At 63.3% G+C, this 26,999-nt stretch carries 22 protein-coding genes, 1 tRNA gene and 1 pseudogene; 9 read left to right on the forward strand and 15 right to left on the reverse strand.

Annotated features, from left to right (window positions below):
* Window positions 1-70: 70 nt before the first annotated feature.
* From ACXJMY_RS07855 to ACXJMY_RS07865, 3 genes are all read left to right on the forward strand, one after another.
* Complete coding sequence (locus ACXJMY_RS07855; protein ID WP_456618741.1) at window positions 71-1,243, forward strand: efflux RND transporter periplasmic adaptor subunit; 1,173 nt, start codon at window positions 71-73, stop codon at window positions 1,241-1,243.
* The gene (locus ACXJMY_RS07860) at window positions 1,240-4,386 is read left to right on the forward strand and encodes a multidrug efflux RND transporter permease subunit (protein WP_456618742.1); all 3,147 of its coding nucleotides are present in this window, start codon (window positions 1,240-1,242) and stop codon (window positions 4,384-4,386) included. Before ACXJMY_RS07855 ends, ACXJMY_RS07860 begins: the two co-directional genes overlap by 4 nt.
* 65 nt (window positions 4,387-4,451) lie before the next feature.
* Window positions 4,452-5,018, forward strand: coding sequence for an invasion associated locus B family protein (locus ACXJMY_RS07865; RefSeq protein WP_456618743.1), 567 nt, complete (start codon window positions 4,452-4,454; stop codon window positions 5,016-5,018).
* A gap of 86 nt (window positions 5,019-5,104) precedes the next feature.
* Here the strand turns inward: ACXJMY_RS07865 and ACXJMY_RS07870 are convergent, their stop codons facing one another.
* From ACXJMY_RS07870 to ACXJMY_RS07910, 9 genes are all read right to left on the reverse strand, one after another.
* A complete protein-coding gene (locus tag ACXJMY_RS07870; RefSeq protein WP_456618744.1) occupies window positions 5,105-5,824 on the reverse strand; it encodes an ABC transporter ATP-binding protein in 720 nt (239 codons plus the stop codon).
* Window positions 5,821-6,588: an ABC transporter ATP-binding protein gene (locus tag ACXJMY_RS07875; protein WP_456618745.1), complete on the reverse strand. Its 768-nt coding sequence runs from the start codon at window positions 6,586-6,588 to the stop codon at window positions 5,821-5,823. The genes ACXJMY_RS07870 and ACXJMY_RS07875 overlap by 4 nt, the downstream gene beginning before the upstream one ends.
* Window positions 6,578-7,549 carry a branched-chain amino acid ABC transporter permease gene (locus ACXJMY_RS07880; protein WP_456618746.1) on the reverse strand — a complete coding sequence of 324 codons (972 nt, stop codon included), beginning with the start codon at window positions 7,547-7,549 and terminating at the stop codon, window positions 6,578-6,580. The genes ACXJMY_RS07875 and ACXJMY_RS07880 overlap by 11 nt, the downstream gene beginning before the upstream one ends.
* 13 nt (window positions 7,550-7,562) lie before the next feature.
* A complete protein-coding gene (locus ACXJMY_RS07885; protein ID WP_456618747.1) occupies window positions 7,563-8,426 on the reverse strand; it encodes a branched-chain amino acid ABC transporter permease in 864 nt (287 codons plus the stop codon).
* Between the two features lie 67 nt (window positions 8,427-8,493).
* Window positions 8,494-9,747, reverse strand: coding sequence for an ABC transporter substrate-binding protein (locus ACXJMY_RS07890; protein ID WP_456618748.1), 1,254 nt, complete (start codon window positions 9,745-9,747; stop codon window positions 8,494-8,496).
* Window positions 9,748-10,047: 300 nt separating this feature from the next.
* A complete protein-coding gene (locus tag ACXJMY_RS07895) occupies window positions 10,048-10,404 on the reverse strand; it encodes a DUF1428 domain-containing protein (protein ID WP_456618749.1) in 357 nt (118 codons plus the stop codon).
* Window positions 10,405-10,570: 166 nt separating this feature from the next.
* A tRNA-Gln gene (locus ACXJMY_RS07900) sits at window positions 10,571-10,644 on the reverse strand.
* Window positions 10,645-10,898: 254 nt separating this feature from the next.
* Entirely contained in the window at window positions 10,899-11,960 is a 1,062-nt protein-coding gene (locus ACXJMY_RS07905) for an acyltransferase family protein (RefSeq protein WP_456618750.1), read from the reverse strand.
* 279 nt (window positions 11,961-12,239) lie between these two features.
* Window positions 12,240-12,551 carry a hypothetical protein gene (locus ACXJMY_RS07910; RefSeq protein WP_456618751.1) on the reverse strand — a complete coding sequence of 104 codons (312 nt, stop codon included), beginning with the start codon at window positions 12,549-12,551 and terminating at the stop codon, window positions 12,240-12,242.
* Between the two features lie 588 nt (window positions 12,552-13,139).
* Here ACXJMY_RS07910 and ACXJMY_RS07915 point away from each other — a divergent pair.
* The 3 genes from ACXJMY_RS07915 (at window position 13,140) to ACXJMY_RS07925 (ending at window position 17,162) form a co-directional block, all read left to right on the forward strand.
* Window positions 13,140-15,194: a BTAD domain-containing putative transcriptional regulator gene (locus ACXJMY_RS07915; protein WP_456618752.1), complete on the forward strand. Its 2,055-nt coding sequence runs from the start codon at window positions 13,140-13,142 to the stop codon at window positions 15,192-15,194.
* A gap of 14 nt (window positions 15,195-15,208) precedes the next feature.
* Entirely contained in the window at window positions 15,209-16,177 is a 969-nt protein-coding gene (locus ACXJMY_RS07920) for a phosphatase PAP2 family protein (RefSeq protein ID WP_456618753.1), read from the forward strand.
* 217 nt (window positions 16,178-16,394) lie between these two features.
* Entirely contained in the window at window positions 16,395-17,162 is a 768-nt protein-coding gene (locus ACXJMY_RS07925) for a G1 family glutamic endopeptidase (protein ID WP_456618812.1), read from the forward strand.
* Here the strand turns inward: ACXJMY_RS07925 and ACXJMY_RS07930 are convergent.
* The 3 genes and pseudogenes from ACXJMY_RS07930 to ACXJMY_RS07940 all read right to left on the reverse strand — a co-directional run.
* Window positions 17,160-17,297: pseudogene (locus ACXJMY_RS07930) on the reverse strand (NAD(P)-dependent alcohol dehydrogenase); the annotation flags it as partial. The gene ACXJMY_RS07925 and the pseudogene ACXJMY_RS07930 overlap by 3 nt on opposite strands.
* A gap of 11 nt (window positions 17,298-17,308) precedes the next feature.
* Window positions 17,309-18,214: a ribonuclease Z gene (rnz, locus tag ACXJMY_RS07935; RefSeq protein ID WP_456618754.1), complete on the reverse strand. Its 906-nt coding sequence runs from the start codon at window positions 18,212-18,214 to the stop codon at window positions 17,309-17,311.
* Window positions 18,215-18,338: 124 nt separating this feature from the next.
* Window positions 18,339-19,112, reverse strand: a complete 774-nt coding sequence (locus tag ACXJMY_RS07940) for an alpha/beta fold hydrolase (protein ID WP_456618813.1) — start codon at window positions 19,110-19,112, stop codon at window positions 18,339-18,341.
* Between the two features lie 157 nt (window positions 19,113-19,269).
* Here ACXJMY_RS07940 and ACXJMY_RS07945 point away from each other — a divergent pair, with 157 nt between their 5' ends.
* The 3 genes from ACXJMY_RS07945 (at window position 19,270) to ACXJMY_RS07955 (ending at window position 22,888) form a co-directional block, all read left to right on the forward strand.
* Window positions 19,270-19,920: a GntR family transcriptional regulator gene (locus tag ACXJMY_RS07945; protein ID WP_456618755.1), complete on the forward strand. Its 651-nt coding sequence runs from the start codon at window positions 19,270-19,272 to the stop codon at window positions 19,918-19,920.
* Window positions 19,917-21,446 (forward strand): aldehyde dehydrogenase, encoded by a 1,530-nt coding sequence (locus ACXJMY_RS07950; RefSeq protein WP_456618756.1) that lies wholly within the window; start codon window positions 19,917-19,919, stop codon window positions 21,444-21,446. The genes ACXJMY_RS07945 and ACXJMY_RS07950 overlap by 4 nt, the downstream gene beginning before the upstream one ends.
* A 74-nt stretch (window positions 21,447-21,520) precedes the next feature.
* Window positions 21,521-22,888, forward strand: a complete 1,368-nt coding sequence (locus tag ACXJMY_RS07955; RefSeq protein WP_456618757.1) for an MFS transporter — start codon at window positions 21,521-21,523, stop codon at window positions 22,886-22,888.
* A 250-nt stretch (window positions 22,889-23,138) separates the two neighbouring features.
* Here ACXJMY_RS07955 and ACXJMY_RS07960 read toward each other — a convergent pair whose 3' ends face one another.
* The 3 genes from ACXJMY_RS07960 to ACXJMY_RS07970 form a co-directional block, all read right to left on the reverse strand.
* Window positions 23,139-23,576, reverse strand: coding sequence for a hypothetical protein (locus ACXJMY_RS07960; protein ID WP_456618758.1), 438 nt, complete (start codon window positions 23,574-23,576; stop codon window positions 23,139-23,141).
* 149 nt (window positions 23,577-23,725) lie between these two features.
* Entirely contained in the window at window positions 23,726-25,150 is a 1,425-nt protein-coding gene (locus tag ACXJMY_RS07965; RefSeq protein ID WP_456618759.1) for a coiled-coil domain-containing protein, read from the reverse strand.
* A gap of 133 nt (window positions 25,151-25,283) precedes the next feature.
* The gene (locus ACXJMY_RS07970) at window positions 25,284-26,942 is read right to left on the reverse strand and encodes a hypothetical protein (protein WP_456618760.1); all 1,659 of its coding nucleotides are present in this window, start codon (window positions 26,940-26,942) and stop codon (window positions 25,284-25,286) included.
* Window positions 26,943-26,999 lie beyond the last annotated feature (57 nt).

Raw genomic sequence — 26,999 nt, forward strand, 5'->3', positions numbered from 1 at the left:
CAAGCGCGCTGGAACCCTTTGACTGCCCCACAATTCGTTGGTTTGGGCATACGAGCCGACGCGAGCCGAAATGAAAAAAACACGGCCGATCCTCTGGATTCTGATCATCGCGGCCGTGGCCTCCGCGGGCTATTATGGGTGGCAGAAATTCGCCGGCCCCGAGGCCGGGAAAGCGCAGACCGCTCAAAAGGGTCCGCCGCGCCCGCCCGCCATCCCCGTCAGCGTCGCACCGGTCCAAAAGACCGATTTCCCGGTCTATTTGACCGGCCTCGGTACGGTTCAAGGCTTCAACACCGTCCAGGTGCGGACCCGGGTCGACGGCCAGATCGACAAGATCGCGTTCACCGAAGGCCAGATCGTCAAGCAGGACGATCTTCTGGTCTCGATCGATCCCCGCCCCTATCAAGCCACGCTCGACCAGGCCAAAGCCAAGAAGGCGCAGGACGAAGCGAATCTGGCCAACGCCAATCTCGAACTGCAGCGTGCCATGAAGCTCGGCGAATTCGCGACCGCGCAGCGGGTCGATACCCAGCGCTCGACCGTCGCCCAGCTCACCGCCCAGATCGCCGCCGACGAAGCCTCGATCTCCAACGCCCAGACCCAGCTCGACTACACCCAGGTCAAGGCGCCGATCACCGGCGTCGCCGGCCTGCGCCTGGTCGACATCGGCAACATCGTCAACGCCTCGACGCAGACCGGAATCGTCACGATCTCGCAGGTCGAGCCGATCTCGGTGATCTTCACCGCGCCGGAGGATCAGCTTCCCTACATCACCGAGGGCCAGAAGGCGGGCGCCCTCAAGGTGATTGCGTTCACCACCGACGGCAAGAAGACGCTGGCCGAGGGCAAGCTCGCCRTCATCAACAACCAGGTCGACACGTCCAGCGGGACTATTCGCCTCAAGGCGGTGTTCGACAACAAGGACCACGCGTTGTGGCCGGGCCAGTCGGTTTCGACCCGGCTTCTGGTACGCACTCTGAAGGACGCGACCGTGGTTCCGGATGACGCGGTCCAGCATTCGACCAACGGCCTCTACGCCTATACCGTCAATCAGGACAACAAGGCTGAAGTCCACAAGATCAAGGTCAGCTACGCCATCGACGGCCGGTCGGTCGTCGACGAAGGCTTGAGCCCAGGGCAGCAGGTGATCACCGGCGGGCAATTCAAGGTCCAGCCCGGAAGCCTCGTCTCCACGGCCGTGGCGAGTTCGGACCCGGCCCAGAACAAGGTTCGACAGGAATGAACGCGGGCGGGATTTCGGCACCTTTCATCCGTTATCCCATCGGCACCTCGCTGCTGATGGCCGGCATTCTCTTTGTCGGTCTCGTCGCCTATCCCCTGCTGCCGGTCGCGCCGCTGCCGCAGGTGGACTTCCCGACCATCCAGATCACCGCCAACCTGCCGGGCGGCAGCCCCGAGACGATGGCCTCGTCGGTGGCGCAGCCGCTGGAGCGCCAGTTCGCCCAGATCCCCGGCATCGCCCAGATGACCTCGACGAGCTATCTCGGCACCGCGTCGATCACCATCCAGTTCGACCTCAACCGCAGCATCGACGGCGCGGCCAATGACGTCCAGGGCGCCATCAACGCGGCCAGCGGCCAGTTGCCGAAGAACCTGCCCTCGCCGCCGACCTACCGCAAGGTCAACCCGGCGGACGCCCCGATCCTGCTGTTGTCGGCGACCTCCGAGACGATGCCCCTGACCAGCGTCAGCGACGCGGTCGACGCCCAGCTCGCCCAACAGATCAGCCAGCTCTCGGGCGTGGCGCAGGTCTTCATCGGCGGCCAGCAGAAACCCTCCATCCGCATCCAGATCGACCCGGCCAAGCTCGTCGCCAAGGGCCTGTCGATGGAGGATGTGCGCAGCCAGATCGCGATCACCACGGTCGACAGCCCGAAGGGCAATATCGACGGTCCGAAGCGCGCCTACACGATCTACGCCAACGACCAGCTCACCCAGTCCAAGGACTGGAACGACGTCATCATCGCCTATCGCAACGGCGGCCCCTTGCGGATCCGCGACATCGGCCAGGCGGTCAGCGGCCCCGAGGACGCCAAGCAGGCGGCCTGGGCCAATGGCAAGCGCGGCGTGTTCCTGGTGGTGTTCAAGCAGCCGGGCGCCAACGTCATCGAGACCGTCGACAGGATCAAGGCGACCCTGCCCCGGCTGGTGGCGGCGATCCCGCCCGCGATCAAGATCGAGGTGATCAGCGACCGCACCACGACCATCCGCGCCGCGGTCGAGGACGTCCAGTTCACGCTGCTCCTGACCATCGCCCTCGTGGTCATGGTCATCTTCATCTTCCTGCGCAGTTTCTGGGCGACCGTCATTCCCACCGTCACGGTTCCGCTGGCGCTGCTGGGCGCGTGCGCGCTGATGTGGGTGTTCGGCTATTCGCTCGACAATCTGTCGCTGATGGCGCTCACGATCGCCGTCGGATTCGTGGTCGACGACGCCATCGTGATGCTCGAGAACATCACGCGCTACATCGAGGAAGGCGAATCGCCGATGGCGGCAGCCTTCAAGGGTTCGAAGGAAATCGGCTTCACCATCGTGTCGATCAGCATCTCGCTGGTCGCCGTGCTGATCCCGCTGCTCCTGATGGGCGGCATCATCGGACGCCTGTTCCGCGAATTCGCCGTCGTGCTGGCGATGACGATCTTCGTCTCGATGTTCGTGTCGCTGACCCTGACGCCGATGATGGCTTCGCGCTTCCTGCGCGCCCATGGCGAGGTGAATCACGGCCGATTCTACCAGTGGAGCGAACGCGGCTTCGATGCGATGCTGCGCGGCTATGAATGGGGGCTCGACCACGCGCTGGCCTGGCGCCGCACCACACTCGTGATCTTCTTCGCCACGCTTGCTCTGTCGGTCTACCTGTTCGTCCTGATCCCGAAGGGCTTCTTCCCGCAGCAGGACGTCGGCCTGATCACCGCGACGTCGGAAGCCTCCCAGGACATCTCGTTCGCGGAGATGCAGCGCCGCCAGGTCGAGCTCGGCAAGATCGTGATGGAGGATCCCGATATCGCATCCATCGCGATGAACATCGGCGGCAGCGGCCGGGCCGGCAACAACGGCAACATGTTCATCACGCTGAAGCCGCGCAACGAGCGCGATGCCTCCGCGCAGCAGATCATCGCGCGGCTGCGTCCGAAGCTCGAGAAGGTGTCCGGCGCCCGCCTCTATATGCAGGCGGCCCAGGACGTCCGGCTCGGCGGCCGGCCGACCCGCACGCAATTCGAGTTCACGCTGCAGGACGCCGATCTCGCCGAGCTCAACGATTGGGCGCCGAAGATCCTCGCCAAGATGGCGACGCTGCCGGAGCTGCGCGACGTCGCGACCGACCAGCAGACCCAGGGCACCACGGTTCAGCTCAAGATCAACCGCGATACCGCTGCGCGCTACGGCATCCAGCCGCAGCTGATCGACGACACGCTGTACGACGCCTTCGGTCAGCGCCAGGTCACGCAGTATTTCACCCAGCTCAACACCTACAAGGTGATCCTCGAGATCCTGCCGGAGATGCAGGGCAGTCTCGACAGCCTCAACAAGCTCTATCTGAAATCACCGCTGACCGGCGACCAGGTGCCRCTGTCGACGTTTGCGACCTGGAGCACCGATCCGGTCCGCCCGCTCTCGATCAGCCATCAGGGCCAGTTCCCGGCGATCACGATCAGCTTCAACCTCGCCCAGGGCGTCGCGCTCGGCCAGGCCACCGAGGCCGTGCAGAAGGCGATGGCCGATCTCGGCGCACCGCCGACGCTCAATTCGAGCTTCCAGGGCACGGCGCAGGCGTTCCAGCAGTCCCTCGGCACCGTGCCGCTCCTGATCCTCGCGGCGCTGGTCGTGGTCTATCTGATCCTCGGCATTCTCTACGAGAGCTACATCCATCCGATCACGATCCTGTCGACCCTGCCCTCGGCAGGCGTCGGCGCGCTCGCGATCCTGATGGCGGCCGGCTTCGAGTTCAGCCTCATTGCTTTGATCGGAGTCATTCTGCTGATCGGCATCGTGAAGAAGAACGGCATCATGATGGTCGACTTCGCCATCGCCGCCGAGCGCGACGAGCACAAGACGCCGGAGGAATCGATCCGCCAGGCCGCGCTGTTGCGCTTCCGTCCGATCATGATGACGACGATGGCCGCCCTGCTCGGCGGCGTGCCGCTGATGCTCGGCCACGGTACCGGCGCCGAGATCCGTCAGCCGCTCGGCTACGCCATGGTCGGCGGCCTGATCGTCAGCCAGGCGCTGACGCTGTTCACCACTCCGGTGGTCTATCTCTATCTCGACGAGCTCAACAACTGGTTCTCGGGCTGGGGCCGTTCGGGTGACGGCGAAGGCGAGGAGACGGTCGAGCACGGCACCGTTAAGGAAGCCGCCGAGTAGCAGCTTGCACCGCGCGCCTCGCGACGGTACAGCGATGCCCTCGGTTCACGCCAATGCGGTACGCCATGCCCAAGCAATCCAGACTTGTCGCCCTCGCCGCCGTTGCCCTGCTGTCGACGGGCGCCGCGTATGCCCAGCAAGGCGCCAAGAAGAACGCGGCTCCGGCCGCTCAGCCCGCCCCTGCTCCGACGCAGCAGGCGCAGGCTGACGGCGCCCCGGCGCAGCAGGCCGGCTGGATCGCGCGCTGCACCAGCCCGAGCCGCGACGCGCCGCTCGAATGCGCGATCGAGCAGAACGCGGTGCTGACCAAGACCGGCCAGACCATCGTCCTGATCAACATCCGCATCCCGACCGATACCCGCACGCCGGTGGCGCTGCTGCAATTGCCGCTCGGCCTCAATCTGCCGGTCGGCGCCAAGCTCCAGGTCGACGAGGGCAAGGCGGTCGATCTCCAGATCCAGACCTGTGAAAATCGCGGCTGCTACGCCTCGACGCCGATCGCGCCCGATCTGCTCGCTGCCCTGCGGTCCGGCAAGCAGCTGAAGGTCTCCTTCCAGAACATGGCCAAGGAGACCATCGCGATTCCGATGCCGCTCAACGATTTCGCGGCGGCCTACGACAAGATCAAGTAACGGGGCCTCGCCGTTACTGCCGCAGGTCGATCGTGCCGGCGCAACATCCCCGGCTGCCTGTCGCTGCTGCTCCAGGCCGAGATCGATCACTCCACCCCGAGATAAGCCTTCTGCACCTGCGGGTCCTCCGCGAGCGCCGCCGCCGTGCCCGACAGCACGCTCTTGCCGACCTGGAGCACGGTCGCAAAATCCGAGACTTCCAGCGCCAGCTCGATCGACTGCTCGGCGAGCAGGATGGTGAGACCCTCGCGGTGCAGGCGGCCGAAGGTTTCGTACATGGACTCGACCACCGCGGGCGCCAGCCCAAGTGACGGCTCGTCGAGCATCAGCAATCTCGGATCGCTCATCAGCGCACGCCCGACCGCGAGCATCTGCCGCTCGCCGCCGGACATGGTGCCGGCGCGCTGGTTGCGGCGCTCCTTCAGCCGGGGAAAGATCTCATAGACCCGCTCCAGCAATGCGGCCTTGCGCGACTTGTCGTGCAGCGGCGTCGCCCCTAACATCAGGTTGTTTTCGACGCTCTGCTGCACGAACAGCCGCCAGCCCTCCGGCGACAGCGCGAGCCCCTTGCGCACGATGGCAAAGGCCTGCTGGCCGACGATGTCCTCGCCGCGAAAGCTGATCGTGCCGGAATGCACGGGAATGAGGCCGGCGATGGCGTTCAGCGTCGTGGTCTTGCCACCGCCGTTGGAGCCGAGCAGCGCGACGACGCTGCCCTCGGGCACCTCCAGCGAGACGTCGGAGACACCGATGAGGTCGCCATAGCGCACCTCGAGGTGCTCGATCCTGAGCAGCGCCCCGCTCATAGATCCGGCCCGCCCAACAGTTCGACCGGCGTGTGGCCGGCGGCCGCCTTCGCCGCGCGGGTGCCGAGATAGGCCGCGATCACGGCCGGGTTCGAGGTGACCTCGCGGGGCGAGCCACGCGCAATCTCCTTGCCCTGGTGAAACACCATCACGCGGCTCGCGAGCGACATGATCACTTCCATGATGTGCTCGACGATCACGAGCGTGATGCCGGAACGGTGGATGGCGCGGACGAGATCGATCGCAAGCCTCACCTCGTGCGCGTTGAGGCCGGCCATGGCCTCGTCGAGCAGCAGCACTTTCGGTTCGGTCGCAAGCGCCCGCGCAATCTCCAGCCGCTTGCGGCCGGGCGTGCCGAGCGAGCGCGCCGGCGCATCCGCAAGCCTGCTCATGCCGACGCGCTCCAGCACCGCGCGCGCCTTGGTCTCGGCCTCCTTGCGATGCGAGGTGCGCAGGAAGGCGCCGATCATGACGTTCTCGAGCACCGTCATGCCCTCGAACGTCTGCGGCACCTGGAAGGTCCGGGCGAGGCCGAGCCCGGCGCGCAGCTCCGGCGTGAGGTCGGTGATGTCGCGGCCCTCGAACAGCACATGGCCCGAGGTGGTCTTGAGGTCGCCGGTCAGGCAGTTGAAGAAGGTCGACTTGCCGGCCCCGTTCGGGCCGATCAGGCCGAGAATGTCGCCCTGCTCCAGCGTCACGGAGGCATCGTCCACCGCCTTGAAGCTGCCGAACGCTTTTGTGATCCCGCGCGCCTCAAGGAGCATGGCCTGCTCCCGTCTCGGTGCTCGGCTTGCTGCGCCGCTTGAACAGGCTGAGCAGGCCGCCCGGCTGGAAGCGCGCGATCACCACGATGATCGCGCCATAGAGCACGAAAGTGAGCCCTGCCCCCTTGCCGCCGAGCCAGCTGTTGGAGATCTCCTCCAGCGGCACCAGGATCGCAGCACCCACCAGCGGCCCGAACAGGAGCCCTGCCCCGCCGAGCGCCGCCATGATCAGGATCTTCACCGAGAYCAGGATGCCGAGGCCGGACTCCGGATCGACGAAGCCGAACATCATCGCATAGAGCGCGCCGGCGACACTGGTCAGCGCCGCGCTCAGCATGAAGGCGTAGAGTTTTGTGCGGCTCGCAGGCGCGCCGAGCGAGCGCGCAGCGCGTTCGGAATCCTTGATCGCGCGCAGGTAAAACCCCATCCGGCTGTTGGTCATCCACCACGTGATCAACAGCGTGATCACGAGGACGGCGAGGAAGAGATAGTAGTACGGCAGCGACGACAGGAACGAGAGATCGAAGACGTTGCGCGGGACAGTTGGACCGGAGAGCCCGACGGCCGCACCCAGCCAGTCGGTGTTGGTGACGATCAGCCGCATCGTCTCGGCGACCGCGATCGTCGCCATGCTGAAGTAATGCCCCGATAGCCGCAATGTCGGCACGCCGATGATCGCGGCCAGCCCCACCGCGATCACGATACCGCCGGGGATGCCGAACAGCGGCGACAGGCCGAACTTGGCATAGGACCCCATCGCCGCATAGGCGCCGCAGCCGAAGAACACGACATGCCCGACCGAAACCTGGCCGGCGTAACCGCCGACGATATTCCAGGCCGACGCGGCGATGGCATAGAGCAGCACCAGCGCGCCCAGGCGCTGCTGGAACGGCGAGGACAGCAGCAGCGGATAGGCGATCGCAATCGCCGCAACGACCGTGAGCCAGATCAAGCGCCGCATCACATCTTCCCCATCAGGTCTTGCCCATCAAGCCTTGCGGCCGGAACCAGAGGAAGAGCAGAAACAGGACATAGACGACGATGTCCTTGTAGACCGCGCCGATCAGATAGCCGGAGAGCGACTCGATCACGCCGATCAGCAGGCCCGCGACCAGTGCACCCGGCACGCTACCAAAACCGCCGAGCGACACCGTGACGAAGGCGACGATGCCGAGCGTCTCGCCGACCGTCGGCACGATGTAGAAGAAGTTCGCGATCAGCGCGCCGGCAAGGCCGGTGGCGCCAGCCGCGATCGCCCAGGCGATCGCCTGCATGGTGTCGGGGCGGATGCCCATGAGTTGCGCCGCTGTCGCATCCTCCGCCACCGCCAGCATCTTCGAGCCGAGCGAGGTGCGCGTCAGCAGCAGATGCAGGCCCAACGTCACGAGCAGCGCGACGACGCCGGCGAGCAGCCGCGAGGCCTCGATGCGCAGGCCCGCGACGGCAAAGGTGCCGCCGACGATGTTTTGCGGCATCGACAGGAAGTTGGCGCCGAACCACCAGAACACAGAGTAACGTAACAGCAGCGCGAGGCCGAAGGTGCCGAGGATCTGCGCCAGCATCGGCCCTTTCATGATGTCGCGGATCAGGGCGAAATAGACCACGACGCCGACGGTCGCGAGCACCAGCGTCGCCAGCGGTGCGCCGAGGATCGGCCCTCCCCCCATCAAGGTGTAGACGACATAGGCGACGTACATGCCGAGCATGACGAAATCGCCATGCGCGAAATTGACGATGTTCATCATGCCCCACACCAGCGTGAGGCCTGAGGAAAACAGGGCGTAGACGGCGCCAAGCAGAAGCCCGCCGACGACCACCTGCACGAGTACAAAGGACATGAGCCGCGTTGCTCTGATCAAATCACCCTGGGAACGGCGGGACGCGCGGCCCCGCCATCAAGAATTCTCACCAGCCCCTGTAGGGCAGCACCGGCGCCTTCGCGGCACTGGCCTTCGGCCACACCGCGGTATAGTTCTCTCCGTCCTGGAGCTGGATGATGAGGCCGGAGGCGAGAATGTTCTGGCCCTTGTCGTCGAACTTCACGCCCTTGTAGCCCATCATCAACTGTTCGGGCTTGAGGTCTGTGGCCTTCAGCGCCGCCTGGATCTTTGCAGGGTCGGTGGAGCCGGCGCGGTCGATGGCGTCGGCGAGCACGAAGAAGCCCTGCATCTGACGGCCGACCGTGTCGTCCATCTCCTCGCCGCTCTTCTTCTTGTACATGTCGGCGATGATGGCTGATGGTGAGCCGGCCGGCCCCACCGACCATGACGAACGGTTGAAGACGCCTTGCGAGATCTTGCCGACCGCCTTGATGAAGGACGGATCGGAATAGCCGGCGTCGTCGGCGAGCAGCACGGGCGGTTTGTAGTCGAGCGACTGCATGGTCTTCGCGAACAGGATGGCGTCCGACGTGTAGCTGATCATGATGATGACGTCGGGCTTCTTGTCCTTGAGCTGGAGCACCTGTCCCTGCAAATCGGTCGCATTGACGGGATAGGCGACGTCGAGCGCGATCGCCTGGCCCTTGTCCTTGAAGGCCGTGCCGATCGTGTTCGCGACCGAGGTGCCGTATTCGGTATTGTCGTGAACCAGTGCGATGCTGTCGGTCTTGGCGCCCTGCGCCTTGATGTCGGCGAGGAAATCGACATAAGCCTTCGCGAAATCGGTCGCGATCGGCGTGGTGCGGAAGAACCATTTGAAGCCGCGCTCGGTGAGATTGGCGGCGACCGATTCCGAATTCAGATAGGGGATGCCGTATTTCTCGGCGATGGCGCTCGAGGTCAGCGTGATGCCGGACTGGTAGGCGCCGAACACGGCCGCCACCTTCTCCTCCGTGATCAGGCGCAGCGCCTGGTTCTGGCCCGTCGCCGGGTTGCCCTGGTTGTCGGCGAACACGATTTCGATCTTGGCGCCGCCGAGGCCGGCAAGACCTGCGTTCTTCGCCAGCGGCAGATTGCCGAGCTCGGGATGCGCGTTGTTGATGATGTCCATCGCGACTTCGAGCGCCGCCTTGGCATGCGCGCCGATCGAGGCGGTGCCGCCGGACATCGGCAGGATCGCGCCGATCTTGACGACCTTGTCCTCGGCTCGCGCGCCGGCGGCGAGCGCAAGGGACATCGCGGCCGCGCAAAGCAGCCCGGTGACGTGCTTCAATGTCATGAAATCAGACCTCCCAAAGGGTTTCCCCAACCAAGATTTTTTGGAAAGCTTGGGCTGAGCGCCCGCTTCCGTTTGATTATGCCTGGCGGCGGGAGGATGGCATGCCGGTCGGTCACCGGCAAGGTGAAACGGATTGCCACGATGCTGCATGCGTAAGTGAGTTTCGCAACGCCAGCCCAGCGCGCGAAGTCGTAGCCCGGGTGAGCGAAGCGATAGCCGGGATCGCGGCGGCAGCATTCCCGGATGTCGCTGCGCTCATCCGGGCTACGGGTATCGCTTGCTCTGTTCTGCCCGGCTCAATCAGGCATCGCTTGCCCTCAACAGCGTCGTGAAGCCGCCATAGATCATGCGCTTGCCGTCGAACGGCATGCCGTCCAGCTTCAGCCGCGGGTCCGCCATCACCTTCTTGTTGACGGCGTCGCGGGTCTCGCGGTCGCGGTAGACGATCCAGGAGAACACCACGATCTCGTCCTCCTTCGCCATCACCGCGCGCGGAAACGAGGTGAGTTCACCAAAGGGCACGTCATCCCCGATGCACTCGACGTAATCGAGCGCACCGTGCTCCATCCAGACCGCGCAGGCCGTCTTTGCCAGCGCCTTGTAGGGCTCGATCTTGTCCTTGGGCACGGCCAGCACGAAACCATCGACATAGGGCATCACGGATCTCCTTGGGTTGTGTGTCCCAAGGACGCTGGGGCGCACGGCGATCCGACCGGAAGCGCCGATTTTCAGATGAGACAAACCGCCGCGAGCAGAACCGGGCTTTGCGGCGCGCGGCTCCGGATGCGGGGCGAACTGTGAATTCGGGGAAAGGCGCCGGAATTGGCTGGGGAACCTGGATTCGAACCAAGACAAACAGAGTCAGAGTCTGTTGTGCTACCGTTACACCATTCCCCACCGAAGCGCTTGAAATCGCTAAGCTTTCTTCGGAAGTTTTGCGAGGCTGGCTGAATGTTTTGCAAATCAGCGGCTCGCAGGCCGCTCATATAGCCGCGCTGACCTTCGCGGTCCAGTCCTTCTGTGAACAACGTCAGCCCGTTCTCGCTGCGTTCACACCCTGCAAAACGGCGTGCACGCCCTCACCCGCCGCAGCGACATCCGCACTGGTCGCTAATCGCGGCAGATCGCCGATCGACCATGCACAGCCCCCCTCAGGCAGCCTCACGCCGGTACAGCGGCCGCGACGGATCTGGTTTTCCTTCGCGGCTGTAGAAGATCGATCGGCGCCCCCGGTCGATCCATTGCTGGGCCGTGAATTCAAACGCGAGCGCGACCGCGGTGGATGAGAGCAGGATGCCCGCGGTCTGAAGCAGAATTCGCCAATGGCTCAAGCTGTGCGGATCGGTCAGCGTGATCGGGTCAAAGAGCCGCAAATTGATCGCGATCTGTATAAAGAGAAAGTGCGAGAGATAGACTCCATAGGACGCGTCGCCCAGTGCGGTCGACAGCGGCCCATTGATCCGCTTGAAGAGCGTCGGAATCACGATGCAGGTTACGAGAACCAGCGGCACCCCCTGAACGATGCCGCCATGAAAGTCGACGTCGGCATAATGGTCGCCCAGGAGATAGAGGCTGTAGAGACCGGCGAGCCAGTAGCCCGCACGCGTCGACCAGGTCAGGCGATCCCGCAACGAAAACAGCAAAACCCCCGTGCCGAAATAGCCGATCTGGCTGAAGAACGGGAAATAAGCCCATTGCCATTCGCAGAAGTGAAGGATGATCATCTTGATCGCGAAGGCAGCGACCACCAAGCCGGCGAGCCGCTTCCCATTGAGCAAAAGCAGGGCGGGCAGCAGCGCGTAGAAGACGAGTTCCGCGCTGATCGACCATGCCTGCGGAACCAACAGGTACGTGGTGCTGTGCATGACCGAATAGAGATCGAGACCCAGCAGCGACAGGTTGATCAGATACGGCGGCGTGTCCGTGCGGAAGGAATTGAAGATGCCGCTTTCGTTCGCCGGATTCCACCAATGGAGAGCGAACGTAGCCATCAAGACCGTGAAGTAGAACGGATAAAGCCTCGCGAAGCGGCTGGCAATGAACGCAGCAGGCCGTCCCGGATAGTGCCGCTCATAGGCAGCGGCCATGTAGAAGCCACTGATGATGTAGAAGACTTCTACCGCGGCCAGGCCTCCGATCGTCTGATGAAGGACGCCAAACTGGCAGTGAAATCCGACAACGATCGCCGCCAGCAGAAAACGAACAGACCCCATTGGCCCCCACATCCCTTGGTAGAGGCGAACCTAAACCGACGATTAGAATTGAACAAGCGGCCGCCGCCCTCGGAGCGCTCATCGGCATGCGGCGGCCGGGCTCCATGTCTGGATGGAAGCCGCGGGACCATCCCCATTGGCACGCGTGGTTCGAACGCCAGCGCGGCCTCCAAACATCCCGACGCACACGTCACCGCACGAGATGCGCGACAATTCGCAGCAGTTGCATCACCCGATCGCGGGATCGGGACCCGACCATTCCGCCCAAAGCACCCCCTACTACGCGCGGCCGACGTGGACGACGATTTCGCCCTTGCAGGTCGCGATCATCACCTGGGCATATTCGTCCTGCGGCGGACTTTCCTCATAGCGAAGCGGGATCGTGGTGATCTGCTCCGGCGCTTCGCCGCTCGGCTGCTGCGCGCTCACGTCGAGGATCAGGATCTTGGGGTTGATGCCCTGCGGCGAGCGCTTGGTCAGCCGGGCCTGCCAGCCATGCACCCGCACATCGCCGGTCATGACCAGCTTGGGCGGCACGCCCGGCCCGTGGTCGATCCAGGCCTTGAAGGTGTTTCTCAGCAAAACAGTCATGATGCATCCCTCCTTCGCCAAGTTGCGCGATCCTTCGGTCGCGGACAAAACATAGGCGGGCGAGGCGAAGCCGATCGTGAATGGGCCGTGAACCCGGTGCTCATGAGGCGCCGTGGCGACGCTCCCGGGGCTTGACGCCCATGCGATACCGGCCGGGCGGCATCGTCCGGCCATGCCCGGCCCCGCGCGGCTCGCCGCGGCCTGCCGACCGGCGGTCAAATGACCACAAACAAATCAAATCGTACCGGTCGATCGATCTCGACGACGTGGGGACCGGGTCAATTGCGTGGCGCAGGCGGCCGAGGGCCCGCATTCACGGCCATTTCACGCTCGTCGGTTTGAAGTGAGGAGCACTTTTCAATTCGCCCGTCAGGTCGCATGTCGATCATCCTGCAACCCTTGACCATCTGACAACCCAAGATGTACCATTCATCCCTATTGCCAGATCCGGCGGGCTGCACGCCTGAGCTTTCGTATTGCTGGTCTCGCGGACAACGCGAACCGATCATCTGCATTCAACCAAGCCTAGCCTCCCGGAACCTGCCCTCCTACACTGTCGTCGACGATATCGACGGGGGATGGGACGAGATGTCGGAAGTCAACGGCGACAAGGCGGTTGGCGAGGGCGAGACCGGTCGCCTGAAACTGAACATCATCGGAACATTTTCAGCGTCCGTGGACGGATACGACATCAGTCTCGGCCGAAAGGCGCAAGCGCTTCTCGGCTACATGATGCTCTCCTCCGCACGCCAGTTGCCCAGGGCCAAATTGGTCGGGCTGCTCTGGAGCGAGAAGGACGACCCGCTCGCGAAGGGTTCGTTGCGTCAATCGCTCAGCCAGATTCAGCGCGAACTGAAGGCGCGCGGCTGCACGCATTTCCATGCAGACCAGATGCACGTGGCACTCGAGATCGACCAGGTCGCGTGCGACGTGATGCAGATCGTCTCGGACGCCGAGCGCGGTATCGTCCATCCCATCCTGCTCGCGCACGAACGCCTGACCGACGATATTCTCGACGATCTGGAAGGCGTCGATCCGGCATTTTCGGATTGGCTTGCAGAGACACGGCCGCTGATTCACGAACGGCTGATCGATGCACTGACAAGGCTGCTGCCCGATGAGGCGGACACAATTGTCACGGCCACCGCGGAGGCGGCGGCCAAGGCCATCCACCGACTGGATTCCGAGAACGAGCGCGCCATTCGCGTTCTCATCAAGAGCCATTTGGGGGCCGGAAGTATCGGCGCTGCGCTCGCGGTCTATGCGCGGCTCTGGCGGCAACTCGAAGATACCTACGACATCGAGCCGCATAAACTCACGCAGGACTTGATCGCCGGCTTGCGGCAGCAGCAGCCCGAGGCTGTCGTACGGCCCGTTCTGGCCTCTGTCGCGGCCCCCACGCTCGGTCTGGCCGGACTTGTCGACAGCCGACCATCGGTCGCCGTTCTCCCCTTTCGCGCGCTGTCGGCAACTCTGGAGCCTCAGTTCACGATCGGCATCGTCGACAGCGTCGTCCAGGCCCTGTCAAGCCTGAAGGAGCTGCTGGTGATTTCCCGGGGCTCGACGATGATCCCGATGCCGCAGACCCTGGATCTGCGCGCGATCGGCCGGGATCTCAATGCGCAATATCTGCTTCATGGAAGCATTCAGCGCGCCGGCGACATGATCCGGATCTCGACCGAACTCGTTGCCGCCGAAACGGTCGAAGTTGTCCGCGCCGACCGTCTCAGTGGAACCGCAGCCGACGTCTTTGACCTGCAGGACCGCATCGCTGTCGAAGTCATACGCTCGCTGGCGCCCCAAGTCCGCGACCGGGAGCTTCATCGCGCAATGCAAAAGAGACCAGACGATCTCGACGCCTATCAATTGGCACTGGTGGGCTACGATCAGATGTTCAGTCCGGACTACACGACATTCGTGACGGCGCGAACCAATTTCGAGCGGGCGCATGTCCTCAGCCCCAATTGGGCGCCGCCCCTGTCCTACAGCGCCATCTGGCACATGCAGCGCGTCGCGCGCGGATGGTCTGCGAATGCATTGAACGAGCGCGACACCGCGCGGGCGCTTGCCGAACGAGCGCTGGAGCGCAACTCGGCCGACCCGCTCGCCAATGCCGTCGGCGGCTACACGCTGTCGCAGTGCAAGCACGATCATATCGGCGCACTCAAACAGCTTGATCGTGCAATCGAGCTCACCCCGAACCTGGCGCTCGCATTCGCGTACCGGGCCGCCGTGCATGTTCGCTGCGAACGCTACCAGGACGCACTCTCCGATGCGGGCGTCAATCTACGCCTGTCGCCGCGAGACAGGCACGCGTGGTTCGCGGAGATGATTTCGGCCCAGGCACATTTTGCCATGAAGGATCTCGACCCTGCCGTCGAACACGCGACGCGGGTCGCGACGCTTCTGCCCAGCAATCAGGTGAACCTGCGCGTTCTCGTTGCCGCCCTCGTGGAGAGCGGACGGCTCGACGATGCGCAGACTTTTGCCCGGCCACTCATGACGGCAGGCGAGCTCGACCTGAAATGGATCGCGACGTCGCCCTGGCCGAAGCCGACCCTGGCGCGCATCGAAGCAGCGCTGTCGCGGCTGGCGTCGACGCTACGGCACGGAAGCAACCAGAGCGGCACCAATAATTCTTAACAGAGGAGGCACACATGGCAGGCGGATATGGTGGTTACGGCGGATATGGCGGCTATGGCGGATACGGGGGCTATGGCGGCTACGGAGGATACGGCGGTACTGGCGGATCTGGGGGCGGCGCCATGTTCAGCGATCGCGTCGATCGCCCGTTCGTGAGCGAACGTGACATCAAGGGCGCCAGGTACAATGCCACTGGCTTTGGCATGAGGCTCTGGTCGACCCGGTGGTACGCGTGGGTCGTGATGTCCGATCTCGCCAGTCAGGCAGATTGGCTCGAGCGACTCGGCGGATTTGCACTGCTCGGTGCCGGTCCGACCCCATGGGACGCGTTTCTTGAGGACGACATTGCCAAGTTGAGACTCATGGCCGTCAATGAGCGCGCTGCTGCCCTCGACGACATCGTGTCGGAGGCTGACGAGTTCATCAGCAAGTTCCTGCACCTCGTGTCCGCGACGGCGACGACGCACCCGGCGACATCGCGCATGCTGATCGTGGCCGACGCACTCACAGCGCTGATCGCGATGCACTACAAGGCCCATTTCAATCGCCCGCGCCCCACCCAGGTGGTCCCCGGATTCATGTCGCCGATCCAGCACGGCGGGCACGCGTCATTCCCTAGCGGTCACGCCACCCAATCTCACGTCTTTGCGGCGCTTCTCACCGAAGTCATGCCGCAAACACTCGGTATTCCCGCTCCTGCCCCGGGCGCCTCCGGGAGAACCACGATCGGACAGACGCTTGTCGCCCTTGCCGACAGAATTTCGCGGAATCGCGAAATCGCCGGCCTTCACTATGAGTCGGATTCCAAGGCGGGATTGAAACTCGCAGCGGCAATCACCGACAAGATTCTCCTGGACAGGAAATACCTGCCGAAGTTCGCAACGCTCATAGACAAAGCCAAGCTCGAGTGGGCTGACACCGGCCTGTTCGTCGAAGGCAAGAACCCCAGCAGCTCCGCAGGAGGGAAAAATGCTGGAGAATGATCGCTGCGGCTTGTACGAAGTCGTGCCCATCGACTTCAATCTGCTCGACGCGTCCCCTGCCGTGCTCGATCGCTACGGCATTCCGCAAAAGCCGGATGTCAYCACCGAGCCGGAACTGTTCGCGTTCTGGACAGAGCTCGTTTCGCAGCCATTTTCGGCAAAGCAGCCGACGTTCGACGACATCGACCCCCCGTCAGCGGGGGGCGCGCTTCAATCGATGCTGAATTGGTCGGGAGCGCTCATTTCTACGCCCTGGCCACAGCGGTTCGTCTTCGCGGCGGCCGGATGGAACGTGCCGGACGTGCGTCCGCCATCCGCGTCGGCCTTGGACACGCACGCGGATGATCCAAAATCGTTGTTGTGGGTGGGCCTCGACGGCCGCAACGGCACGCTACCGAATATCTCCCTGCCTCAAATCGGTACCGGCCACTGGCCCAATCGCGCGCCCAAACACTTTGCGTGGTGGGATTGGTGGCATAACACTCCGTCGGATGAGGCGACCACGAAGTCGCCGGCGCCGCCGAAGCCACAAGCGATAACGTTGATCGACAACCTCCCAATCAACAAAGGCAATAAAATTCTCGCCGGTCTCGCGGTTCAGGTCAGCGGAGACGTTCTGTATTTCATCAAGAACCAGAGCACCGGCGAGTTCCGCTCGTTTCTTGTCCGACAGCCGCCCGGTGACATCGAACCGCTTGGATCATCAGTGGAATGGGTGATGGAGCGGCCGACAGACCCGAAGAGCGGCGACTTATTTCCGCTTCCGGAATATGATCCCGTGGATTTCAGGTACTGCCTGGCGCGGGCCGCCGACGGACCGGTCGGGTCAGGGCGCTTGATGACGCTCGCGGACAACGCACTCATGATCGAGATGCGCGAGAGTTTCGCGAATCCCGAGCGCACCGTCATCGTGTCACGCGCAGAGCCAAGGCAGGATCCGGACGGTTCGGCCGGCGTGACTTGCACTTTCCAACAGCCGATATGAGCGTAGCGATCGGTCATAGGTGCCGGGACCGCCGAGTTCGAGGCTATGACTGGCACCTTGGCCATCCGCCGGCTTCATCAGCGCGACATCCCAGTCAGGCGTGTCGCGATAGTCGATGAGGACCTCGCCAGGAAGAGGCGCGACGACTAGACGACGATGTGATCAAAGTCGGCGGCGATCCGACTGTTCGGAAACGCTTGTGCCGCTTCGGCCAGTATCTCTTCGTCCCGATAGCGTCCCGACAGGTGGGTGAGCACGAGTTGCCCGACGTTGTTGGCGGCCGCAAACGAAGCCGCTTCTGCCGCGGTGAGGTGGCCGTAATCCCGAGCGGTCGAGGCGTCGCGATCGAGGAACGTCGCCTCGATCACCAGTACGTCGGCGTCAGCCACGTATTTGGAAAGGCCCTCGGTCGTCTCGGTGTCGCCGATCACCACGAGCTTCTTGCCGCCGCTTGGCAGTCCCAATACATCCTCCGGATCGATCGTCCTTCCGCCAGCGATCACGACCGGTCTTCCTTCCGCCAATTCTCCGCGCGTGGGACCGTCCGGTACGCCGAGCGCCGCGAGGCGATCGGGCTGAAGATGGCGGCGTGCGTGACTTTGGAAGGAGAAGCCAAAGCTGTCCGTATCCCGATGGCGGACCGGAAAGCAGTCGATCTTGAATTCGCCGGCATCGATGACCTGCCCTTCGGTCAGCGGTACAAATTCCACCGGGATCGGCGCCCTGCCCGCGCCCCACAGGCCGGCGAGCATGCGGGCGACGACGTCGAGCGTGCCTGGCCCGGCATGGATGGTCATCACATCGGAGTTCTGCCGCAGCCCCAATGTTGAAAAGAGACCGGGGATGCCGAGCACGTGATCGAAATGACCATGCGTCAGCAGGATGCGATCAAGACGCCGAAAGCCGGCACCGCTCCGCAGCAATTGGCGCTGGGTCCCCTCACCGCAATCAATCAGGAGCCGCTTGCCCGCAGCTTCCACCAGGAGAGCAGGATGATTGCGCTCCGCGGAAGGGACGCTTGCCGAAGTCCCAAGAAATGTCAGGGCGAACATCGTTTTCGCTTGTCCAGCAGGCCTGTGAGCGCATTCGCTCTTGAACCAGCGAGATCTACCCTGTTTCCGATCGCGCCTCCACCGCGACCACCGCGGCCTTGTGGATCGGATCGCACCCCGAAAATCAGTGCAGGAATTGCTTCATGGCTGCGAGAAACCGCTGCGGCGATTGAAGCTGTGGCACGTGCGCGCAACCCGGAATGACCTTGAATTCGACTCGCGGTAACTTCGCGGCCAATTCATGCGACATCGGCGGAGGCGTCGCTTCGTCGTGTTCGCCGACCAGGACGAGAACCGGGATTTTCACTCCGGCGAGCTCGGCGCGGAGATCGAGGCCGGCCAACGCGTCGCACGCGGCGCGAAACACGTCGGGATCGGTCCGCAGAAAGGCTTCACGACGCCCCCGCATCAACTCGGGATGCTGCTCCTGGAACTCGGGCGCAAACAGGCGACGCATCGCGACGTCAGTGATGGCCCCCAGCCCCYTTTCCCGGGATACCTTCGCCATGTTGCGAAACGCCTCGCGGCCGGGCTCCGAGAAAGCGGCGCCGCTATCGGCGAGAATGAGCTTGCCGGCGATCTCCGGATGCCGGATCGCCATCTGGAGCGCGACGAACCCGCCGTAGCCATTGCCGRGCACGATCGCCGGTGCGCCGCCTGCAGCATCGCATACAGCCTCGGCCATCCGGTCCGCGACCGCGGCAAGACCGCCCTCCACAGCGCGTGAGCGGCCGAACCCCGGCAGCTCCGGCACGATGGTTCGAAACGATCCCTCGAGCTCAGGCACGATCGCGTCGAAGCTCGCACGATCCGACAACAGCGAGTGAAAGAGAAACAGCGGCGGCCCCTCGCCCGATTGCGCGGCGTTGACGGTCCCGTTGGCAAAAAGCCTGTCCATGTCCGGTCTTTCCTTCACTTCGTCGGCCGCTCGCGTGGCTTCGAGGCCCCGCTTGGAGGCCCTGATTGATAAATCAACTGTCAGGGAATTCAAGCATTTGGCTCTTGACGTAAAATATCACGACTGAGATATTCGTGCCAAGGAGATCTACAAAATCATGCTTTTGCGCGAGAATATCTATGATCGTCTCAGGTCTGATATTTTAGGCTGTCGCTTCGCGCCGGGCGATGAAATGCGCGAGCAGGACCTGGCCGAGCGCTATGAAGTCAGCCGCCAGCCGGTCCGGGATGCGCTGCTACGGCTGCAACGCGAGCACCTCGTGACGGTGCAGCCGCGCCAGGGCTATCGAGTCACGCCGATCTCGCTGTCGGATGCCCGCGACCTCCTGCGCTTCCGCCTTGCGCTGGAGCCGGCCTGCGTGGCGGAGGCGATCGAGAGCGCGCCCGACAGCGTGCTGAAATCGCTCGACCAATTCCGCCGTTTCTCGGGCAACCACGAAGACTTCATCACCTACAATCGCGGCTTCCACACCGCCCTGGCTCATGCCTCCGGCAATCGCCGCATGGCAACGGCGCTGTGCGACCTGATCGGCCAGGCCGACCGGCTGGTTCGCGTCAGCATATCCAACCTGAAGGGCCACGATCCGGCGAAGCTCGTTGCCGAGCACGTCGCCCTGATCGACGCCATGCAGAGCCGCGAGACGCGAACCGCCGCGCGCATCATCAAGGCCCATATCGGAGCCACCGAAAAACGCGTTCTGCCGGCGCTCAAACGTAACGCCGTCATCGTCGAAGAGAGGTCGTCATGAATATTCCCTCAAAACCGGCGTCGATCGACGTCGAAATCCGCGGCAATTTCATCGATGGGCGTGAAGTCGAGGCCGGAGGCGGCGCGATGCTCGATGTCCGCAATCCCGCGACCGGCGACGTGATTGCCCGCATTCCCAACTCGACCGCAGAAGACATCGACCGCGCCATGAAGAGCGCGCGCGCCGCGTTCGAAGGCAAGGCCTGGGGCGGCATGGACACGCGTGCGCGGGCCAGGCTGGTCAACAGGCTCGCCGATGCGTTCGAGGCCAATCTCGACAGCCTGTACCGGCTGGAGACCCTCAACAACGGCCGCCCGGTCAACGAGACCCGCGCCCAGCTCTCCCGCCTTCCCGATTTCTTCCGCTACTTTGCCGGCGTCGCGCTGGCGCGCCGCGACTCCGTCATCCCCGTCGAAGGTGCGTACCTGAACTACACGCTTCGTACCCCGATCGGCATCGTCGCCAATTGCACCCCGTTCAACCATCCGCTGATGATCCTGTGCAAGTCGCTCGCCGTGGTGCTGGCGACCGGATGCGTCACCGTGGTCAAGCCGTCCGAATACACGCCGTTGACGACACTGAAGCTCGCGCAGATCTTCACCGAAGCGGGCCTGCCGCCGGGTGTCTTCAACATCGTGCTGGGCCTCGGCCAGAGCGCCGGCAAGATGCTGGCCGAGCATGGCGACATCAACAAGCTGGTGCTGACCGGCGGCACCGAGGCAGGCCGCATCGCCGGCAGCGCGGCCGCAAAAGTCTTCGCGCATCAGACCATGGAGCTCGGCGGCAAGACGCCGGTGATGGTGTTCGACGATTTCGACGTCGACCGCGCCGTCAACTACGCCGCGTTCGGTGCATTCATCGGCGCCGGACAGACCTGCGTCTGCGCCTCGCGCCACATCGTCCAGGCCACGATCTATGACGAATTCGTCGAGAAGCTGCAGGCCAAGACCCGCACGATCCGCGTCGGCGATCCCTTCGATGCAAGCACTCAAATGGGTCCCGTGATCTCGGCCAAGCAGCGCGACCGTGTCCTCACCTACGCGGGCTATGGTCACGCGGACGGCGCGCGTCTCGTCACCGGCGGTGTCGCCGCCAAGGTGCCGGGTCACGACAACGGCTATTTCGTCRAGCCGACGGTGTTCGCCGACGTGAAAGCCGACATGCGCATCTTCCAGGAGGAGGTGTTTGGTCCCTTCACCTCGGTGACGCCGTTCAAGGACGAGGCCGATGCGCTGCGGCTTGCCAACGACTCGCCGTTCGGCCTGGCTGCTGCGATCCGCACCCGCGACGTCGCCCGCGCGCACCGTGTCGCCGCCTCGGTCAAGGCCGGCATCGTCTGGATCAACGATCATCACCGTCTCGACCCGGCCTCGCCCTGGGGCGGGGTCGACGATTCCGGCATAGGCCGCGAATGCGGCACCGAAAGCTTCAACGACCACTTCAACACCAAGAGCGTGATGGTCGCGACTCACGAGCAGCCGTTCGACTGGTATCGCGACACGGCCAACCAAAAGCGGCTGAACTAGCAGAACAGCAGGCGACCGACCGCCCAGAGAAGGCGGGCCGCATCAACCAGAACAACAGTCAAGGGAGCGCGTATATGTCGACATCGGTGAACGCAGGCGGCCGTCTGGATCGGCTGCCGGTCGGGCCATTCCACCGCCGCATCATGCTGCTGATCGGCATCGGGATGTTTTTCGACGGTTTCGACATCTATATCGCCGGGACCGTGCTCAGCGTCACGCTGAAGAGCGGCTTTTCGACCCTCGCCCAGAACGCGGTCTTCATCTCCGCGACCTTCGTCGGCATGATGCTGGGATCGTTCGGCACCGGTTTCCTCGGCGACCGCTACGGACGCCGCTTCACCTATCAATTCAATTTGCTGCTTTTCGGCGTTGCCTCCCTTGCCGCGGCGTTCTCGCCGAACATGGCCTTCCTGATCGCCTGCCGCTTCGTGATGGGCGTTGGGCTCGGGGCGGAGAACGTCGTCGGCTATTCGACGATGACGGAATTCGTGCCCGCGCGCACCCGCGGCAAATGGCTCGGCTTCACCACCGTGTGCGTCGTCACCGGCCTGCCGGTCGCGCTGCTGGTCGCATCCGTGCTCGTGCCGCAATTCGGCTGGCGCTCCATGTTCGTGCTCGGCGGCGTCGGCGCGCTCGTGGTGTGGTACATGCGCAAGTCGCTGCCGGAATCGCCGCGCTGGCTGGAAGCGGTGGGGCGCACCGCGGAAGCGGAAGCGCTGATGCAGACCATCGAGAAGGAAGCCGCGCAGGGGCAGCCCCTGCCCCCTCCCGCGGCCACAACGCCGGTCCCGGCATCTGCCGATCTCGGCACGCTGTTCACGGCTCCCTTGCTGTCGCGGATGATCGTCGGCGCGGTCTGCCTGATCACGATCAACACCCTGCTCTACGGCTTCGTGACCTGGCTGCCCGTGTTCTTCGTCAAGCAGGGCCTCTCGATCGCGACATCGTTCGGCTATTCGCTGCTGATGGCGCTCGGCGCGCCCGTCGGTTCGGCCATCGGCGCGCTAACCGCCGACCGCTGGGGCCGCAAGCCGACCATCATCGGCGCATCCCTGATCACGGTGGCGCTTGGCATCCTCTACCCGATGATCTCCGATCCGATCCTGCTGCCGGCTGTGGGCTTTGCGCTGACGGTGCCGATCTATGTGCTGGTCGCCCTGCTGTTCGGCATCTATATCCCAGAACTGTTTCCGACCGAGGTCCGCCTGCGCGCCTCCGGCATCGTCAACACGCTGGGACGCGGCGCCACCATCGTCACGCCGTTCCTCGTCGTGTCGCTGTTCGAGACGCGCGGCGTGGCAGGCGTCATGGCCTTGATGATCGGACTGCTGGTGGTGCAGATCATCACGGTCTGGGCGCTGGGCATCGAGCCCCGGCATCGCAGCCTCGAGGAGCTCAAGGCGGAGGAATCCGCTTCGCCGGTCCTTAGCGAGGCGTCCTGACGATCTCCGCGGTCTTTGCAACTCTTGTCACGCAGCCGACGCTCCGATGTTCGCATCGGGCGTCGCTTTTTTCCGGGCTCATCGATCGCGCCCTGCTCTTTGCGCGACTGCGGACTAATCGGACGGCAACCTTGCACGAAACTGCGAGCCCTAAAGCGCGATGAGATTGGATGAATCGTCATCGCGCTTTGGGCTGTTGCTTGAGCATGATCCTTTCGGAAAACCGCTGCGCACTTTTCCGGATCATGCTTTAGGACGGGTCCTGGATATTTGTGACGCTGTACTTTTTCGCTGCCAGTATCTGATAACACCACCCTTCGACCAGCGCGGGATGGCTTGCATTGTAGAGCGCGCACTCGAGCATGCTATCTTTGGGGTTATAAGACTTGAAGACCTCTTCCAACCCTCCCGTTGGTCCACTCGCATAGCGATTTTTGAATGTACCCAATGTTTTCCCAACGTACGCCCATTGCTTGGACGACTTAATTACGTTGACCACATAGGTTATTCCGTCGTTCGTGTCGCTCGCCTGAAGAATTTGCGCCCAGGCGTCCGTGAAGCCTGTCCCCTCTTTGAATCTCACATCCATGATGCACACGATTGTTCCACCGATACTCTCTTTGCCGTCCACACCGAGCGCGTATGTGTGATGTGCGCCTTTGGTGAGACCAAGCACATTCATATACATCGATCGCCCTCCAGTTATTCGGCCGGGTGCAGAATCGCTTCTCGGCTTCTCAAAAACCCCGTCACTTCATCGGCGTTGCGTTTGAACCGCTTTGCCGTCTTGCAGGCCGGCGCGCTTTACGTTTCGCCGGGGCGACACCCGCGATGCGCCTAGACGAACTGCTGCACACTTCCGACCGTGGCCATCCCGTAGACCCGAAGCGAGGGACCGCCACGGCCGTCGCGTGGCCAGATCATCCAGTCACCACGAAAACGCTGGCCATGCGGCGTCTGCGCGCGCGCATCATTGGTCCAGGTCCCGGCGAACCGATCGAGGTTCGTCGATGTCAGGATGATGAAGTATCGCTCGCCGGGCACCAGGACATACGCTCCCGGGATGGAAATATCGTGGGCTGCGAATGGCGTCGTCCCCGGAAGGGACTTCGAGGCGACGATTTTCGGCGCTGGAATGTGCACGACTTGAGACGGCTCCGGCACGTTCGGTCCGGTGGCAAGCTGCACCACCATATCCTGACCCTTCATCGGAATGATCACACCGCGAAGATGGTACGGAGTGGTCACCTTGAACGGGATCACGAAAACGGCGTGGTCATATCCGCCCGCCGGTTCGGTTCCGATGACGACATCGCTGACGTATCGTGGCGCGCCGTCGTCGACATTTTGAAACACGTAGATCCGGCGTGATGCAGCGTCGGCATGCCGGGCCAAATAGAGCACGGCATCCTGCAACGTTCCGGAGCGAAGGTTTCCGTTGTCATCGAGGACCTCGACGGCGGTCGATAGTCGTGCGGCGATCTGATACGTGCTATCGAGGTCGCTCGCCGTGTCGTCGAGCGCAACGGCCAACTCGTCGTAGAATGCGGACACCTTGGCCGACGTCGCCACCAGCGCGGAGTCGCTCTTCTGCGCTTCTTCGAGCCAGACCTGGTGCTGCTTCAGTTCGCTCTCGGTGCCCACGAGCTCCCTGAGCTTGGCCTGAAGCGCAGCGGTGTCCGCCGCCAACTTTGCCATATCGCGCTGCAGCCCGGGCAACTTCGATTGCTCGTCATGCAAGTTCTGAATGACGCCATTCAGCTCGCCCTGCTTTCCCTCGATGAGGTCCTTGATGTTCTGCACCGCCAAATAGACGTTGTAGCCCGGCACCCAGAACCATTTGCTCATCTTGTCCTGGTTGTCTTGCAACTCGTCTTGAAGCTCCCTGATCCGAGCCATCAATACGATCATTTTTTGCTGGTAGTTTGCCATGTCGACTTGAGCCTGCTGTAGCTTGGCCACGTCGCCGGCGACGGCCGCCTGCGTGCTCTCGATCTGGGCCCTCGCGGCGTTCTCCGCATCAACGGTCGAGGCGATCGCCTCGGTGACCGCGTGAAGCCGGGCCTGCGCCAGATCCTCTTCGGTCTTGACGACTTCGTGCAGGCCCTTCGCCGCCTCGCTCAAACTGGCGACATCGGGCTTCAAGGTCGCCAGCAAGGTAAGCGCCTGGTCATCCTGTCCGGCATGCGAAAGTGCGAGCGCGCGAGCCAAGCCGTCGACGACGTTCTTTGCGCGTTTGGCATAGACATCCGTATCGCCCATGATTGACGTTCCTCCTTTGGACGGCCTCTGACCTCGGCGAGAGGTGAGACAATCGATTGCTGGAAAAGCTTTCAGTCGGTGATCCGCCGCCCAGCTCGCAGGTCGCGGCTTGGATACAGGCTCGACGTGCCAATCAAGCTGTCGAGCCAAGGAGAGCCAATTCTGCCTTCACCTTGTCCGATCGCGCCGTGGAGGCGAGCTTGTCGTTGGCCAATTCCGACTGGACCTTGGCTTTCAGCGGCTCAAGCAGTGCACGCGCTTCGCTTATGCTCGGCGACAGATTGATGTTCTCGATGGAGGTGTCGCGAGCCTTGATCGAACCCTCCTTGTATTCGCGACCGAGGTCGGCCAGCGCGGCCCAACGCGCGAGATAGGCGATGGCAGACGGCATGAACATGTCGCTCAGGTAGTATTCGACCCTCGCCTTCGGATCGTCTCCACTTGCCAACTCGTCACCGATCTTGGTGCTGATGTCGGAATCGGCCAGACGATCGCACGCCTTCTTCACGTTCTCCCAGAACTGCCGGGTCACCACCAGGGTCGTGGTGATGTTGGCAAAGGCCCACACCGCGATCTGCAGCGCCACCTGAGCCGACTCGTGGATCTTCTGCTCAGTGTCCGAAGAGGAGAGTTTCGAGCTCAGCTCCGCTAGCTGGGCAACGATCTCACGCTTGGACGCTTCCTGCGCCAACTTTTGGTCGAGCAGTCTCATCTTCTCCTGACGGACCGACTCGCCGGCCTTGGCCGCGTCCTGGGACATTTCCTTGGTGGTCTTTCCCGCGCCATCGAGACCGGCGGCGATGCCGGCGGCTGTCGACCCGTCGCCCTTCTTGCCGCCTGTCCCTTTGTCGGTCGTGGTATCGTTCCCGGCTTTGGTGTCGACGTCACCGCCAGCGGTCTGCCCGGTAGAGTCGGATGTTTCGCCGGAGTCCGTGGTCTCCTGGCCTGAGTTGGATTGGCCGGGATCGTCCTGGTTCGGTTTGCGCGACAAGTTTGCGGCCACCGTCCCGAGCGGGTTCTTGGCCGCCGTGTAGGCACCGAACGCGGATCCAAGGCCGGAGGTCACGCTGCTGACAATGCCCGTGATGAAAGCGCGCTCCTCTTCCTTTTCTTCGCGCGATTTGGCGTCTTCATACAGCCCATTGAGCGTGGCGATGCTGCTCGCCAGTTGTTCGTTCATCGACTTCTGCTTGGACTGTTCGGCTTCCATCTGCGCGCGCGCCACGCGAATCTTGGCCAGCTCGTCCTGCTCCAGCGCACTGAGCTCAAGGGTGTCGTGTTGATCCTTTTGCACGTCGGTCCCGAGCGCTGCACTCCGGTCCGCGAGGCCCTGCGCCGTTTGCGCCATGGCCGCGGCTTCCTTCCCCGATGCAGTGAGCCGGGCCATCGCGCGCTTTTCCTGCCCCTTGATCAGCCAGTGAAATGCTTCGGCGACGTCGTTGCCGATGCGACGCCCGGCAGTTTCGAAACTCGTCATCGCCGTGACGCAGTCGGCGCAGAGATCCAGGAAGACCTTGCGGCGGTCGGAGATGGTCGCCTGCACGTGGGTTCCAGCGACCCCGCAGTAAGCCAGATAAAGAAGTTCCGAAACGCGCGACAGATTGGCGATCATTTCATGAAGATCGAGGTCGGTTAGTATCTCCTGCTTCGCCGCCGAGACGAGCGTCGAGCCTGCGTCGGGGAATTTGTCGATCTGGTACGTCTCGGAGGTTTGATCCGGGGCAGTAATTGTCATGGTCGCGCTGGCGGCGTCCAAAGTGACAACCGCCTTGTTCGTCGTCGCTGAAGGCATGATCGACCTGCTGTGGGTGTGATTGATATATGGAAATGAGGGCGTTAAAAGTTGTCT

The organism is Bradyrhizobium sp. P5_C12 (genome assembly GCF_054049735.1).